Consider the following 14811-nt stretch of genomic DNA (forward strand, 5'->3'; position numbering starts at 1 on the left):
CATCCATTCATCGAAGAATCCCGAGGGCTTACATGGAATTCCGCTTCGCAACCGCCGGTCTGCTGGCGCTGTCGCTGACCGCCTGCGCTACGATGCCCGGCGAAACCGCCCGCACCGCGGCGCCCTCCGCCGAGACCTTCGAGGCCGCTCCGGTATCGCAGTTGGTCGACGCGGTTTCGATCCCGTTCGAGACGTTCGAGCTCGACAATGGTCTGAAGGTCATCGTCCACACCGATCGCAAGGCGCCGGTCGTCGGCGTCACGACCTACTACCGGGTCGGATCGAAGCACGAGCCGCGCGGCCGCACCGGTTTTGCGCACCTGTTCGAACACATCATGTTCACCGGTAGCGAGAACGTCGAAAACTTCGACATCCCGCTCGAAGCAGCGGGTTCCACGGGCACCAACGGTTCGACCAACCCCGATCGCACCAACTACGTCGAAACCGTCCCGACCGGCGCGGTCGACCTGGCGCTGATGATGGAAAGCGACCGCATGGGCCACCTGCTCGGCGCGGTGAACCAGGACAAGCTCGACAAGCAGCGTGGCGTCGTCAAGAACGAGAAGAACCAGGGCGATAGCCAACCGTACGGGCTGACGCGTTACCTGATCAGCGAAGGCCTGCTGCCGATCGGCCACCCGTATCGCCATTCGACCATCGGTTCGATGGCGGACCTCGACGCTGCATCGGTCACGGACGTTCGCAAGTGGTTCATCGACAACTACGGGCCCAACAACGTGGTGCTGGCGCTGACCGGCGACATCGACGTGTCGACGGCCCGCGAGAAGGTGCAGCGCTGGTTCGGCCACATTCCGCGCGGCCCCGAGGTCGTGCAACCCCGGGCAGAACCGGTGACCCTGGCGTCGCCGGTCAGCCGCGAGCACGTGGACCAGGTCCCGCTTGTCCGGCTCTACCGGCTGTGGAGCGGGCCCGGTCTCCAGAGCCCTGACAGCGCCCCGCTGACCGCGGGCCTGTCGGTCTTCGGCGGCCTCGCCTCGTCGCGCCTCGACAAAGTCCTCGTCCGCGAGGAACAGCTCGCGGTGCGCGTCTCCTCGTTCTACGATCAGGACGAGCAGCTTGGCACGGCCTACGTCACGATGGACGTGAAGCCGGGCGTCGATCGCGCCGTCGCCGAGGCGCGGCTCGATGCACTGATCGCGGACTACGTGGCCAACGGCCCGACCGCCGACGAGCTCAAGCGCGCGGCGACCCAGATCGTGAGCGGCCAGATCGATGGGCTCGAACAGGTCGGCGACTTTGGCGGCAAGGGCGTGACGCTGGCCGAAGGCCTGCTCTACGCAGGCGACGCGGGCTTCTACAAGCGGCAGCTCAGCGCGATTGCGGCGGTGACTCCGGACAGCGTCCGCGGGGCGATGCAGCGCTGGCTGACGCGCCCGGTCTACAAGCTTGCCATCACGCCGGGCCCCCGCACCGAGAAAGGCGCCGACATGGGCGGCTGGGGCGACGAGGGCACCGTCCCTCCGCCCAAGCCCGACGCCAAGCTGCCCGCGCCTCCGCTGGTCACCGGCCCGCCGCGCCCGATGCCTCCTGTCGGCCTCGTCAAGCCGCTGGTCTTCCCGGCGGTCGAACGCGCCAAGCTGTCGAATGGCATCACCGTCGCGCTCGCGCGGCGCACGGCGATCCCCAAGGTGACCATGGCGCTCGAGTTCGACGCCGGTTCGGCCGCCGACGGCGCGGCGAAGGCGGGCAGGCAGGCGATGATGATGGACCTCCTGAAGGAGGCGACCACCACCCGCACGGCGCAGCAGATCGCCGAGGAAGAAGAGCGCCTGGGCGCCAACGTCAACGCGGTGACGGGCCGCGACGTGAGCGCGGTGCAGATGACCGCGCTCACGGCCAACCTGGCGCCCTCGCTGGCGCTGATGGCCGACATCGTCCGCAACCCGGCCTTCGCCGACGAGGACGTGGTGCGCGTGCGCAACCAGCGGCTCGCGAGCATCAAGCAGGCCATGGCCTCGCCGCAGGGCATCGCCACGCGGGCGCTCGACCCGATCATCTACGGCTCGGCCCACCCCTATGGGTCGGTCGGCGCGCTGGGTTCGGAGCAGGTGGTCCAGGCAATCACGCCGGCCGCCCTGCGCTCGGAGCACGCGAACTGGATCCGGCCCGAAGGCGCGGCGATCACCGTCGTCGGCGACGTGACGATGGGCGACCTCCTGCCCAAGCTCGAGGCCGCGTTCGGCAACTGGAAGGGAGACAGCGCCTACCTTCCGATGAAGGACCTGACGGTAGCAGTGCCCGCTCCGCAGCCGCGGATCGTCCTGATCGACCGGCCCAGTTCGCCGAGCTCGATGCTGCTGTTCGGCCGTGTCCTTCCGCTCACCGGAACGACACAGGACACCGAAGCGCTCGACCTGGCCAACGAGGTCATCGGCAGCGGCTTCCTGTCGCGGCTCAACATGGACCTGCGCGAGACGAAGGGCTGGACCTACGGCATCGGCACCGGCCTGACCGGGGTCGTAGGGCCCCGCGCCGCGGTGGTGCAGACGCTCGTCCAGGCCGACCGCACCGGCGATTCGATCAAGGCGATCTTCGAGCAGATGCGCGCCTTCCCGAAGGCCAAGGGGGTCGACGCGGTCGAGCTCCAGCGGGTGACCGAGGGCAACATCGCCAACCTGCCGACGCGCTACCAGACCAACGCCTCGGTGCTCTCCGCGATGCTGACCAACCGCCGCTTCGGCCGGCCCGACGACTACCAGTCGCGCCTGGCCGACATCTGGCGCGGGGTCGATGCCGCGGCGATCAACGCGGCGGCAGCGCAGTACCTGCAGCCCGACGACATGGTCGTCATCGTCGTCGGCGACCGCAAGGCGATCGAGGGCCAGCTCACCGGGCTGGGCCTGCCGATCGAGTATCGCGACCCGCAGTAAGCGGACGCGCATCGCGAGGGAATTGACAGAGGTGTAAGCAGCGGCGATTGAAGTCGCCGCACAGACGAACAGGAGAGACTACGATGGGCGTTGCCGGAAGCTACGATTGCATCACCAAGACCCCGATGGGGGACCAGAAGAGCGTGTTCACCGTCGAGGACAACGGCGACGGCACCTTCACCGGCAAGAACGCCGGCGCGATGGGCAGCATGGACGTCGAGAACGGCAAGATCGACGGCAAACAGCTCACCTGGACTATGAACATGACCGTGCCGATGCCGATGAAGCTCGAAGGCAGCGCCACGGTCGACGGCGACACGCTGACCGGGTCGGTCAACGCCGGCGCGTTCGGCAGCATGCCGATGTCGGGCACCCGCCAGGGCTGAAGCGGCTCGATCGCAGGATCACGCCAGAGATCACCAGGGAGGGCGCCGGAGCGATCCGGCGCCCTTCTTGCGTCTCCGAGGCGCGCGGAGTGTCGCGAATATCGCCCATGCGGAGGGCACGCCGCAGCCGAAAGGCGACACGAAAGCGACACCTGAACCGGCTGGCCGAACCGGGCAGCCCGGTGCGCGGGGGATCGACGGTATGAAAGAGCCGACGCGAGGCTAGCGCGCCGAGACCCTTGTAGGAAAATGGTTTCTTGCGAGCCGATTCCGGCGCGATTTCTTGACCATCTCGCGAATGCGGGGGACTTCTCGCTCCGTTCTATTGACACCATGACTTCTGAACATAAGAGGAACAGCTTATTCGCTTTCGTGGGAGAGTGACGATGTTTTCTATCGAATTCTGCGCCGGTGCGGGCGGACAAGCGCTCGGCCTTGAACAGGCAGGCTTCCGTCACTCTGCGCTGGTAGAAATAGATCAGGATTGCTGCAAAACTCTGCGCCTCAACCGTCCCCATTGGGACGTTCGAACCGAAGATATGAACGCTTTTGACGGAAAACCCTTCGAAGGCCTCGAGTTGATGGCCGGTGGCTTACCATGCCCACCATTCTCAGTGGCCGGCAAGCAGCTTGGTGACCGGGATGAGCGCAACCTGTTTCCCGCGGCAATACGGCTGGTCGACGAAATCCGACCCCGCGCGGTTATGATCGAGAACGTGAAGGGCTTCCTTTCCCCAATGTTCGAGGATTACCGCTTGAAGCTTCGCACCGAGTTCCGGAAGCTCGGCTATCGTCTCGACTGGCGGCTGCTGAATTCGTCCGATTTCGGCGTGCCGCAGCTTCGCCCCCGCGTCGTCATCGTCGCGCTGCGCACCGATTTGGTCGAGGCCTTCGACTGGCCAGACGTCAATCCGCACAACCCGCCGATGGTGGGAGAAGTGCTGAGGGATTTGATGGCGCAGGGCGGATGGATAGGAACCGAGCGTTGGGCGCGAAGTGCCAACGATATCGCGCCGACCATCGTCGGCGGCTCGAAGAAGCACGGCGGCCCCGATCTCGGCCCGACCCGCGCGCGCAAAGCATGGGCCGCACTCGGCGTGGAAGGGCGCAGCCTCGCTGACGAGGCCCCAGCCAGCGACTTTGTCGGAATGCCACGCCTGACCATTCGGATGGTGGCACGGTTGCAGGGATTTCCCGACAACTGGCAATTCTATGGCAGGAAGACGACTGCTTACCGGCAGGTCGGCAATGCCTTTCCGCCGCCGGTCGCCCGGGCGGTCGCGCAGAACCTGCGGGTGGCGCTTTCGGTACAGCGCCATTTTCCGATGCGGGCGACTGCGTGAACTTGCTGACCCGGTCGGGCCGCGAGGCGCTGCCCGCCCATCACGTCGATTTCGCTGAACTCGCAAAACTCGAAACCGATCTGCTTGAGGCGGCAGGCGGCATGGAGATTTTCGCGGAGAAGCTTAGGTCGTTCTTCCGCTCAGCGATAGACGAAGTGATCGATACAGCGCGGACGGGCCGCTATTTCCTGTCCGACCTCGAAAAGACCGAGAAAACCTACCTCGGTACGAAGTTCGAAATCCTCCTGCGCGACTGGCTGCAAGTCCCGCGCGGTGTGCTGCTCGACCTCCTGATCGGCGGGAAGGAGGTCGACGTGAAATCTACTACCGGCGGAAAATCTGGCTGGATGATACCGCCCGAAGCGATCAACCAGCTCTGTGTTCTGCTGCGCGTGAACGAAGTCGATGCGACGTGCGCGGTCGGGCTCATCCGGGCGCGAACCGAGTATCTCCGGTCCGGGGTGAACCGTGACGCAAAGACGAGCATTTCCGCAGATGGCCGTCGCAACATTTGGTGGCTTGCGCTCGATTTTCCCTACACGCCGAACTTCTGGACGCTGATCGATGCAGAATTGCGCGAGGCGATAATGGCGCCGCGCGGCGGCACCGCGCGACTTGCGACGCTGTTTGAAAACTGCCTCGAGATCCCAGTGTCGCGGGTGCTCATAGCCAGTATCGCGGCACAGGACGATTTCATGAAGCGCATCCGGAGGAACGGTGGCGCGCGCGACATTCTTGCGCCGAAGGGGATCGCAATCCTTTATTCGGAAGTCGACAGGGATCTGATGGCGCGGCTAGGGCTGCGATTCGGTTCGCGGGAGTTTCTCTCGTACAGGCCCAGAGACGATGCCGAAGCGGCAATGCTTCGGGCTGCAGGACACATTGATTAGGCTCGCTTCGAGGCAAGACTCCCTCACCCCCCCTCACCCCTCCGGGTGGTAGAAATCCCATATCTTCTGCGCCACGCCTTCGCTGATGCCGGGGGTGCGCTTGAGGTCGTCGAGGGCGGCGGCGCGGACCTTGCCGGCGGTGCCGAAGTGCAGCAGCAGCGCGCGTTTGCGGCCGGGGCCGATGCCGGGGATCTCGTCGAGCGGTGAGGCGGTGATCGCGCGGCTGCGCTTGGCGCGGTGGGCGCCGATGGCGTAGCGGTGGACCTCGTCGCGCAGGGTCTGGAGGTAGAACAGCAGCGGGCTGTTCACCGGCAGGGTCTTTTCCCGCCCGTCGGGGAAGTGGAACACTTCGCGGCCTTCTCTGCCGTGGTGCGGGCCCTTGGCGATGGCGATCAGCGGCACGTCCTCGATGCCCATCTCCTCCAGCGTGTCGCGCACCGCGCTCATCTGGCCCTTGCCGCCGTCGATCAGGACGAGGTCGGGCCAGGTCGTCTCGTGGCTGTTCTTGCGCGCTTCCCCGCCATCGGGGTTCTCGGCCAGGTTGCGAAAGCGGCGCTGCATGACCTCGCGCATCATCCCGAAGTCGTCGTTGGTCTGCGCGGTCCTGATGTTGAACTTGCGGTACTGGCCCTTCACGAAGCCGTCCGGCGCGGCGACGACCATCGCGCCCAGCGCCTTGTCGCCCTGGATGTGGCTATTGTCGTAGACCTCGATGCGGGTCGGCGGCTCGGGCAGTTCGAGGAACTCGGCGAGTTCGCGCATGATCTTCGCCTTGGTGCCGGTCTCGGCCTGCCGCCGCTCGAGCGCCTCGACCGCGTTGCGCTGGGCCTGCGCCATGAGCTTGCGCCGGGTGCCGCGTTGGGGGATCGAGATTTCGACCAGGTGGCCGGCCTTCTCGGCCAGCGCCTCGGCGATCAGTTCCTCCTCGGGCAAGGTCCGGTCGACCAGGATCGTGCGCGGCGGCGGCACTTCCTCGTAGAACTGCAGGAGGACGTCGGCGAGCACCTCGTCCTCGGCGATCTCGGCGGTGTGGCTGGGGAAGAACGCGCGGTGGCCCCAGTTCTGGCCGCCGCGGATGAAAAAGGCCTGGACCCCGATCTGCCCGCCCTTGGCCGCGAGCGCGAAGACGTCTGCATCGCCCACCCCGCTGGCGTTGATCGCCTGGCTGCCCTGGATCGCGGTCGCCGCGCGCAAGCGGTCGCGCAGCATCGCGGCGCGCTCGAAGTCGAGCGCCTCGGCCGCTTCGGCCATCTGCACCTCGATCTTCTTCTGCACCGCGCCCGATTTGCCGCTGAGGAACTCCTTGGTCTCGGCGACGAGCTCGGCATAACCGGCCTTGTCGATCCGCCCGACGCACGGGGCCGAGCAGCGCTTGATCTGGTAGAGCAGACACGGCCGGTCGCGGCGGGCGAAGAAGCTGTCGGTGCAGGACCGCAGCAGGAACAGCTTCTGCAGCGCATTGATGGTGACGTTGACCGCGCCCGCGCTGGCGAACGGGCCGTAATAGTTGCCCTTCGCGCGCCGCGCGCCGCGGTGCTTGCTGATCCGCGGAAAATCGTGCTCGGCTCGCAGGAGGATGAAGGGGAAGCTTTTGTCGTCGCGCAGCAGCACGTTGTACGGCGGGCGGAAGCGCTTGATGAGCTGCGCCTCGAGCAGCAGCGCCTCGGCCTCGGAGTTCGTGACGACGATCTCCATCCGCCGCGTCTGGCTGACCATGCGCTTGAGGCGGTTCGAAAGCGCCTTGACCTGCGTGTAGTTCGCCACCCGCGCCTTGAGGCTGCGCGCCTTGCCGACGTAGAGCACGTCGCCGCGCGCATCGAGCATGCGGTAGACCCCGGGGCGCGGCTTGAGCGTGCGGACGGTCTCGCGGATCGCGGCGACGCCGGCCTCGATGTCGGGCTTGGCGCCGCCCTCGCCCTTGACGGTGTAGGTCGCGCGCTCCTCGTTGAAGCGCTCCTTGCCGCGCGGATCGTGGGGACTTCCTGCTTCGGTGCGCGACATTCCCTGCAGCTAGGGATAGGGGGCCTCCGGTGCAATACGATGCGATCATCCTGGGCGGCGGGGCGTCGGGCCTGATGTGCGCCGCGCGCGCCGGGCAACGCGGGCGGCGGGTGCTGGTCCTCGAGCGCGCGGAGAAGGTGGGGAAGAAGATCCTCATCTCCGGCGGCGGGCGGTGCAATTTCACCAACATCGGCGCGGGTCCCGCAAACTACCTCAGCGCCAACCCGCACTTCGCCAAGAGCGCGCTGGCGCGGTACACCCCGCGCGATTTCCTAGACCTCGTCGAAAGCTACGGTATCGCCTGGCACGAAAAGACGCTGGGGCAGCTGTTCTGCGACGGCTCGGCAAGGCAGATCGTGGAGATGCTGCTGGCGGAGTGCGCGAAAGGCGACGTCGAGGTGCGTTGCGGGGTCGAGGTCGGCGCGGTCGATCATTCGGACGGTCTGTTCCGCGTCGGCGAAGACACCGCGCCCGCGCTGGTGATCGCCACGGGCGGGCCGAGCATCCCCAAGATGGGCGCGACGGGTTTCGCATACGACCTTGCACGCCGGTTCGGGCTCAAGGTGGTCGAGCCGCGCCCCGCGCTCGTGCCGCTGACGCTGGGCGGCGAGGACGTCCTGTTCCGCGAGCTCTCGGGCGTCTCGGCAGACGTGACCGCACAGGCGAGCGGGCCCGCGTTCCGCGAGGCGGCGCTGTTCACCCATCGCGGCCTCTCCGGACCGGCGATCCTGCAGGCGTCGAGCTACTGGCGGCCAGGCGAGGAGGTCGCGGTGAATTTCCTGCCGGACCGCGCGCCCGGCTGGCTGCCGGAGGCCAAGCGCACCGCACCGCGCACGACCCTGCGCACCCTGCTGCGCGACGCCCTGCCCGAGCGGCTCGCGGACACGCTGGCAGAGCGCCTGGCGCTGCACCGCGAGCTCGGCAACCAGCCCGATGCCGCCCTTCGCGCAGCCGAGGCGCGGCTCGCCCGCTGGACCTTCCGTCCCAACGGCAGCGAGGGGTTCGCCAAGGCCGAAGTCACCGTCGGCGGCATCGCCACGAGCGAACTCTCATCGAAAACCATGGAAGCGAAAACCGTCCCCGGCCTCTATGCGATCGGTGAGGCGGTCGACGTAACCGGTTGGCTGGGCGGGTATAATTTCCAGTGGGCCTGGGCGAGCGGAGTGGCGGCGGGGGACGCGCTCTAGCAATCGGTTGCCAAGTGCCACCGGCGTGATAGTCTCCCCGCCCTCGACCCGTAACGGCGGGCATATCCGGAGGGGAACGCGTTTGCGGCAACTGCAGGGCATGGATGCGAGCTTCGTCGCGCTCGAAACGCGCAACTCGCCGATGCACATCGGCTCGATCCTGATCTACAACCCTGCGACCGCGCCGGGCGGGTTCGTCCGCTTCAAGGACATCCTCAAGTTCTTCGAGAGCCGCATGCAGCTCTCGCGTACGATCCGCCAGCGGCTCGTGCGGGTGCCGTTCGACCTCGACTACCCCTATTGGATCGAGGACCCGGACTTCGACCTCGAGTACCACGTGCGCCACGTCGCGCTCCCTGCGCCGGGCGACTGGCGCCAGCTCTGCATCCAGGCCGCACGCATCTTTGCCCGGCCGCTCGACCTCAACCGCCCGCCGTGGGAATTCACCGTGGTCGAAGGGCTCGATGGGATCGAGGGCATTCCCAAGGGCTGCTTCGCGATGGTGACCAAGGTCCACCATGCGGCGATCGACGGGATGAGCGGCATCGACCTGATGGAGGCTATGCACACGCTCGACCCCAACGAGCCGCCTCCGCCCGGACCCGACGAGTGGAAGCCCGAGAGGGTGCCCAATCCCGCGGAGCTTCTCGGCAAGAGCTATTTCAACGCAGTGACCAACCCGCTCAAGCAGATCGAGGTTGCCGCCAAGGCCGCGCCTGGAATCGCCAAGGCGATCAAGGGCCTCGTCGCCAAGGACTTCAGCGTCAGCCGCGAGATGATCGCGCCGAAAACGCGGTTCAACAAGGTCATCTCGCCCCACCGCGTCGTCGAAGGACGCAGCGTTCCGCTTGCCGACATCAAGGCGATCCGCGCGCTGGTGCCCGACGCCAAGGTCAACGACGTGTTCCTCGCCATCGTCGGCGGGGCGATGCGCAAGTACCTCAAGGCGAAGGACGACCTGCCCGACAAGACATTGACGGCGATGGCGCCGATCTCGGTCCGCTCGAAGCAGGAAAAGGGCGACATGGGCAACCAGGTTGCCGCGATGGTCGCCCCGCTCGGCACGCATATCGAGGACCCGGTCGAGCGGCTGCAGTACGTGCAGTCCAAGACGACGAACTCGAAGGCGATGACCGAGGCGGTCGGCGCGCGCAACATGACCGAGGCGAGCAAGGTTTCGCCCGCATTGTGGATGAGCCTCGGTGCGCAGCTCTACACCCGGCTCGGCCTCGCCAATCGCGGGGTCGGCCCGATGTTCACGACCGTGGTCACCAACGTGCCCGGCCCGCCGGTGCCTATCTATTCGACCGGCGCGCGGCTCGAGAGCATGATGGGCCTCCTCTGCCTGACCGACGGCCTCGGCCTCGGCCACGTCGTCCAGTCCTATACCACGGAAGCCACGATCAGCTTCACCGCCTGCCGCGAGCTGCTGCCCGATCCCGACTTCTACGCGCAATGCATCGAGGAATCGTTCCACGAGCTGCGCGACGCGGCGAAGAATCCACCCGCCGCCAAGCCCGCAAAGGCCGCCAAGCCCGCGGCGAAGGCCGCGCAGAAGACCTCCGCACCGCGCAAGGTAGCGGCCAAGGCGGCGACGAGGACGCCGGCCAAGGCCGGCCCGGCCGGCACAAAACCCAAGGCGAAGCGTTCGACTCCGCCAGCAAAGAAACCAGCCGCAAAGGCTCCCAGGGGGAAAACCAAGTGACCGCAACCACCGCCGCCGACCCCGGCTTCCGGGCTCACCCGCCGAGCCGCCTGCTGGCTCTCACCGAGCCGACCCGGGCCATGGCCGAGATCGCCGCGTTCGCGTTCCTGCGACCGGCGATGTCCTTCCTGCCGCGCGGCGACGGGCACGGGGTGCTCGTCCTTCCCGGCTTCCTGGCCAGCGACAGCTCGACCGGCCCGATGCGGCGGCTGTTGGGACAACTCGGCTACGACGTGGCCGGATGGAAGCTCGGAAGGAACGTGCGCGTCGACAACGTCCGCGTGCAGGAAATGGCGCGCTGCGTGGTCGAGCTCAACGACCGGACCGGGCGCAAGATCTCGATCGTCGGTTGGAGCCTGGGCGGAGTCTTCGCCCGCGAGCTCGCCAAGCTCGATCCCGACCGGGTGCGGCAAGTCATCACGCTGGGCAGCCCGATCAGCGACAACCGCGACCATTCGAACGCGCGCCGGCTGTTCGAGATGCTCAACGGCCGCGAGCCCGAACCGATGCGCCAGGGCAATTTCCGCAAGCTGGCCGAAGCGCCGCCCGTGCCGACGACCTCGATCCTGACCAAGGCCGACGGCGTGGTCCACTGGCGCGGCTCGATCCAGCATCCCGACACCAATCCGCAAACCGAAAACATCGAGGTGTTCGCCAGCCACATCGGCCTTGGCGTGAACCCCGCGGTCATGCTCGCGATCGCCGACCGGCTCGCCCAGCCCGAAGGCGAATGGTCACCGTTCGCGGCGCGCGGGATCGCTTCGCTGGCGTTTCCTAGGGGCCGACTGCACTAGGGCGCCACACCGGGTTTTCCCGGAAGACAAGGGATGATAACGTTCTCGCGACAACGCGAGGAACCCTGTGATGCCCCTTTCGAAACGCTGGCTCATTTGCGGCGCCGCCCTTTTGGCCGCGCCCCTGCAAGCTCAGACCCAGCCCGGCGCACCTCCGCAAGGGGGCGGCGGCAGCGGGGTGCCGTCGCAATTGCCCACCGACAATCGCGGCATGGAAGCATCAACGACATCCAGCAGCAAAGCTCCGACCCGCGCACCGCGGCCGAGAACGCCCTCGCGCGAGGCGGGACGGTTCGGACCGACATCGCCTCCAAAGGGCAGAGCAAGGAAGTGCGGCAGGCGCTGGCCTACCGTGCAGCGATCGACCGCTATGTCGGCAAATCGGATTCGCGGCGCCTCGATGCGATATCGATGGCCGAGACCGCGAAAGCGGGAAGCCCGCTGCCCGGCGATGGCGCGAGCATCCGGGCGGCGCTCGAAAAGGACCTGGCCGGCTGGGCGTCCGCATTCGGTTTCGACAAGGCGACCATAGCCGACCAACGCGTCCAGTGGTTGGCGGAGAAGGCGCCGATGGCCGCCGCCGACTGGGCCAAGCGCCGCGCCGACTGGTATGCCGCGCGCGACGCGTGGCTCGCCGAACAGAAGGCCTGGGCCGAGGAGCAGGCCGGGGTCGGCCGCTGAGTCCGGCGCTCAGAACAGCTTGCGGAACTCCACCTCGATGAAGCGGCCGACCGGGTCGATCAGGCCCGGCTGGTAGCGTAGCGGCACCGTACCGGTGTCGTCGGTCACCCGCTGGCGCGTGTCGAAGACGTTCTGCACCCGCAGGCCGAAGCGCGTCCCCTTCCAGAACCCCGGATCGCCTTCCCCGACGAGCCACTTCTGCTGCTCGAGGTTGACGAACATGCGCAAGTCGAAGGTCGTGAGCGCGCCGAAGCGCAGGTCGCTCGACCCGGGAAGCCCGCTGCCCCGCACGGTCGAGGGGCTCGCATAGCGGCCGGAAATTCGAGTGCCGATGCCGTTCTTGAACACGCCGCCCTCGAGCTCGATCCGGTGGCGCGAAACGCCGCCTTCCCCGAGCGCGTCGCCCCGCAGCAGGTCGAGCGAAGGTCCGCCGGGGGCGACCAGCGCTGTGCTGTCGAGTTCGATCGAATGATAGAGCGACAGGTTCCAGCGGCCTTGCCCTTCGCCCCGTCCACCGAACATCGCCCCAGCCGAGGGCGCTCCGCCGCGCGAACCGCCACCGCCGCCCCCGCCCGGACCCCCGGGCCGCGCGTCACCGGACGCCTCGCCGCCTGCACCCGGCCCGCGACCGCCCTGAGGGGGCGCTTCGATCGCGCAGATCCGCGTCCTGAGTTCGGCGAGGCGCGTGGGATCGATCGCGCCATCGGGGCCCTTGAGCCGCTCGACGATCTCGGGGGGAAGCGCGGCAATGTCGGGCTCCTTGCCTTCGACGCCGCAGGCGAGCGCCGTGCGCAGCGCGGCGAACCGCTCGGGATCGAAACGGCGCATCCCGCCGCCCTCGCCCTGAGGACCTCCCGGACCGGCACCTTCGGCGCAGAAGCGGGTCTTGAGCGCGGCAACCTTGGCAGGATCGATCTGTCCGTCCTCGCCCTTCAGCCGCTCGAGCATGCGTTCGGGTATGCCGGTCAGGTCGGGTAACTGCCCGTCGGGGGTCGCGCAGAATCTCGCGCGCATCTCGGCAAAACGCGCCGGATCGAACTGGCCGCCGGGGCCACCGGGACCCCGCTGCTGAGCGGGCTGAGCAGGCGCTTCAGCGGCAGCAGCGGGGGCGCTCGGGGGTCCGCCGCGTCCACCGCGCTCGCCTTGCGGCGGCGCCTTGCCGACCCGCCCGAACAGGTTGAACCCGTAGCGGATGCGCGAAGACTTGCGCTCGCTGAAGGTCACCGGCCTCCGATCGACCGCGAGCAGCGTTCCGTCGGTCGCGCGGGTGACCCGGCCGGGGAACGCCGCCTCGATCGCCGGAGTGAGGAGCGGGAAGCTTTCGGTCGTGTCCGACGAATTGTTGCGGAAGTACTCGACCAGCAGGTTCGCGCGGTCGAACAGGTCGAAGTCGTAGGCCGCCGACAGCTTGAGGTCGCGCTGGGTTTCCGCCCGGAGCGCGGGATTGCCGCCGGTGGTTACCGTCGCGAAGACCGTGGACCCGGTCGAGAAGTCGTAGACCGGCACGTTGACGTCGACGATCTGCGGGGCGCCGAGCTGGGTCAGGCTGGGCGCGACCTTCCTGTTGACGAGGCTGCCCTGCAAGGTCAGACGCTCGGTCGGCCGCCAGGTCGCACCGGTGTTCCAGTCGGTCAGAGTGCCGAAGTCGGACAGCCGGTCGACACCGCCGCCGAGATTGATCGACAGGTCGCCGATCGCGTCCAAGAAGCCCTCGCGCGTGCTCGTGATCGGTACGCTCAGGCTCGCGCCACCCCGCGTGCGGCTGCGCTCGAGCGCGAACTCGCCCGCCATGCTGCGGGTGTCGCTCGAAGCGATGCGGTTCCACCTGTAGCCCGCGTCGAGCGTCAGGCTGGCTTCGCCACCAGGGAGCGTGAAGGGCGATCCGGCAAGCGTGCTCTTGAGGTCGGCGGTATAGGTGCGGCTCAGCGCGCGGTCGGTCCCGCCGCCGCCGCGCCGGTCGATGCGGCTGTCGGTATCGGAGCGGTTGGCATCGAGCGTCGTCGAGAACCGCCAGGCGCCGAGATCGCGGTTGTAGGCGCTGCCGAGCGAGTAGCTGTCGGTCTCGGTCCGCCGCTCGATGGCGTCGAGCGTGATCGCGTCGATGCCCGAGAGCGAAGTCCGGACGGCGCGACTCACCTGTCCATTGAGGGTCAGTTGCCCGCCCGCGCCCATTTCGCCGAGCCCCTGAGTCAGCGTCGCATTCGCCTCTATGTTCTCTTCGCGCGAGACGAGCGTGCGGAAGTCGGCAGGGTCGAGACCCGCCGCCGCGACCGCGGGTTCGGTGGGCACGGTCTGGATCACGCCGCGCTCGGCCTCGGTCAGCGGGCTGCGCCGGTTGTAATCGACGCTGGCATTGACCCGTCGCGATCCGTTGATCGTAAGGATTCCGGCCTCGACCTCCTGGGCGCTATAGCCGCCGTCGGCGGGCTGGCCGTACTCGACCTCGACATCGCGGCTGGCGAAGTTGGGCTGCAGGATGAAGTTGATCACCCGCGCATCGGGCGGGAAGCCGAACTTGAGCGCGACTTCCTCGGGCAGGACCTCGACCTTGCGAATCGCTTCGGGCGGGTAGCGCCCCATCTCGCGGAAGTTGGAGATGCGCTGGCCGTTGACGAGAAAAACCGGCCGACCGCCGCGTCCGCTGCCCGAGCCGACCTGCGGTGCCAACTGGGCGACGAGGTCGGCGATCGAGCTCGCGCCGTAGGCGGCGACGTCGCGCGCGTCGAGCTCGAGCACCGGCGGAACGTCGGTCTGGACCTGCCCCGGCAGCCGTTCGGCGGTGACGACGATCTGATCGCCCGGCTGCGGGCGGGCATCGGATTCGGGCGCTTGCGCGCTTTGAGACGACGGGAGGGCATCCTGGGCGGAAGCGGTTCCGGCCAGCGCCAACGCCAGCAGCGATACGGAAGTGAATGAGCGCAAGGTGCTAACGG

Annotated in this window: 10 protein-coding genes; 8 read left to right on the plus strand and 2 right to left on the minus strand. The window is 67.7% G+C overall.

All coding sequences use genetic code 11. The features are described 5' to 3' along the window. Positions 1-32 precede the first annotated feature (32 nt). The 4 genes from A6F68_RS14045 to A6F68_RS14060 all read left to right on the plus strand — a co-directional run bounded on the left by A6F68_RS14045 (position 33) and on the right by A6F68_RS14060 (position 5510). A complete protein-coding gene (locus A6F68_RS14045) occupies positions 33-2891 on the plus strand; it encodes a M16 family metallopeptidase (RefSeq protein WP_067681484.1) in 2859 nt (952 codons plus the stop codon). 83 nt (positions 2892-2974) lie between these two features. After that, the gene (locus A6F68_RS14050; RefSeq protein ID WP_067681487.1) at positions 2975-3277 is read left to right on the plus strand and encodes a hypothetical protein; all 303 of its coding nucleotides are present in this window, start codon (positions 2975-2977) and stop codon (positions 3275-3277) included. A gap of 386 nt (positions 3278-3663) precedes the next feature. Next, positions 3664-4620: a DNA cytosine methyltransferase gene (locus A6F68_RS14055; RefSeq protein WP_067681490.1), complete on the plus strand. Its 957-nt coding sequence runs from the start codon at positions 3664-3666 to the stop codon at positions 4618-4620. Next, on the plus strand, positions 4617-5510 hold the full coding sequence (locus tag A6F68_RS14060; protein ID WP_084001852.1) for a NaeI family type II restriction endonuclease: 894 nt from the start codon (positions 4617-4619) through the stop codon (positions 5508-5510). The genes A6F68_RS14055 and A6F68_RS14060 overlap by 4 nt, the downstream gene beginning before the upstream one ends. A 33-nt stretch (positions 5511-5543) precedes the next feature. Here A6F68_RS14060 and uvrC read toward each other — a convergent pair whose 3' ends face one another. Then, positions 5544-7511, minus strand: a complete 1968-nt coding sequence (gene uvrC, locus A6F68_RS14065; RefSeq protein WP_067681493.1) for an excinuclease ABC subunit UvrC — start codon at positions 7509-7511, stop codon at positions 5544-5546. A gap of 29 nt (positions 7512-7540) precedes the next feature. Between uvrC and A6F68_RS14070 the strand changes: the two genes are divergently transcribed. The 4 genes from A6F68_RS14070 to A6F68_RS14085 all read left to right on the plus strand — a co-directional run bounded on the left by A6F68_RS14070 (position 7541) and on the right by A6F68_RS14085 (position 11878). Next, the gene (locus A6F68_RS14070) at positions 7541-8698 is read left to right on the plus strand and encodes a BaiN/RdsA family NAD(P)/FAD-dependent oxidoreductase (RefSeq protein ID WP_067681496.1); all 1158 of its coding nucleotides are present in this window, start codon (positions 7541-7543) and stop codon (positions 8696-8698) included. 100 nt (positions 8699-8798) lie between these two features. Then, positions 8799-10403, plus strand: coding sequence for a WS/DGAT/MGAT family O-acyltransferase (locus A6F68_RS14075; protein ID WP_067681499.1), 1605 nt, complete (start codon positions 8799-8801; stop codon positions 10401-10403). Next, positions 10400-11197, plus strand: a complete 798-nt coding sequence (locus tag A6F68_RS14080; protein WP_067681503.1) for an esterase/lipase family protein — start codon at positions 10400-10402, stop codon at positions 11195-11197. The genes A6F68_RS14075 and A6F68_RS14080 overlap by 4 nt, the downstream gene beginning before the upstream one ends. A 330-nt stretch (positions 11198-11527) precedes the next feature. Continuing rightward, entirely contained in the window at positions 11528-11878 is a 351-nt protein-coding gene (locus A6F68_RS14085) for a hypothetical protein (protein WP_067681506.1), read from the plus strand. A 9-nt stretch (positions 11879-11887) separates the two neighbouring features. Here A6F68_RS14085 and A6F68_RS14090 read toward each other — a convergent pair whose 3' ends face one another. Beyond that, positions 11888-14800, minus strand: a complete 2913-nt coding sequence (locus tag A6F68_RS14090; protein WP_067681509.1) for a TonB-dependent receptor plug domain-containing protein — start codon at positions 14798-14800, stop codon at positions 11888-11890. Positions 14801-14811 lie beyond the last annotated feature (11 nt).

Source organism: Tsuneonella dongtanensis (assembly GCF_001698205.1).
In the GTDB taxonomy this organism is placed as follows: domain Bacteria; phylum Pseudomonadota; class Alphaproteobacteria; order Sphingomonadales; family Sphingomonadaceae; genus Tsuneonella; species Tsuneonella dongtanensis.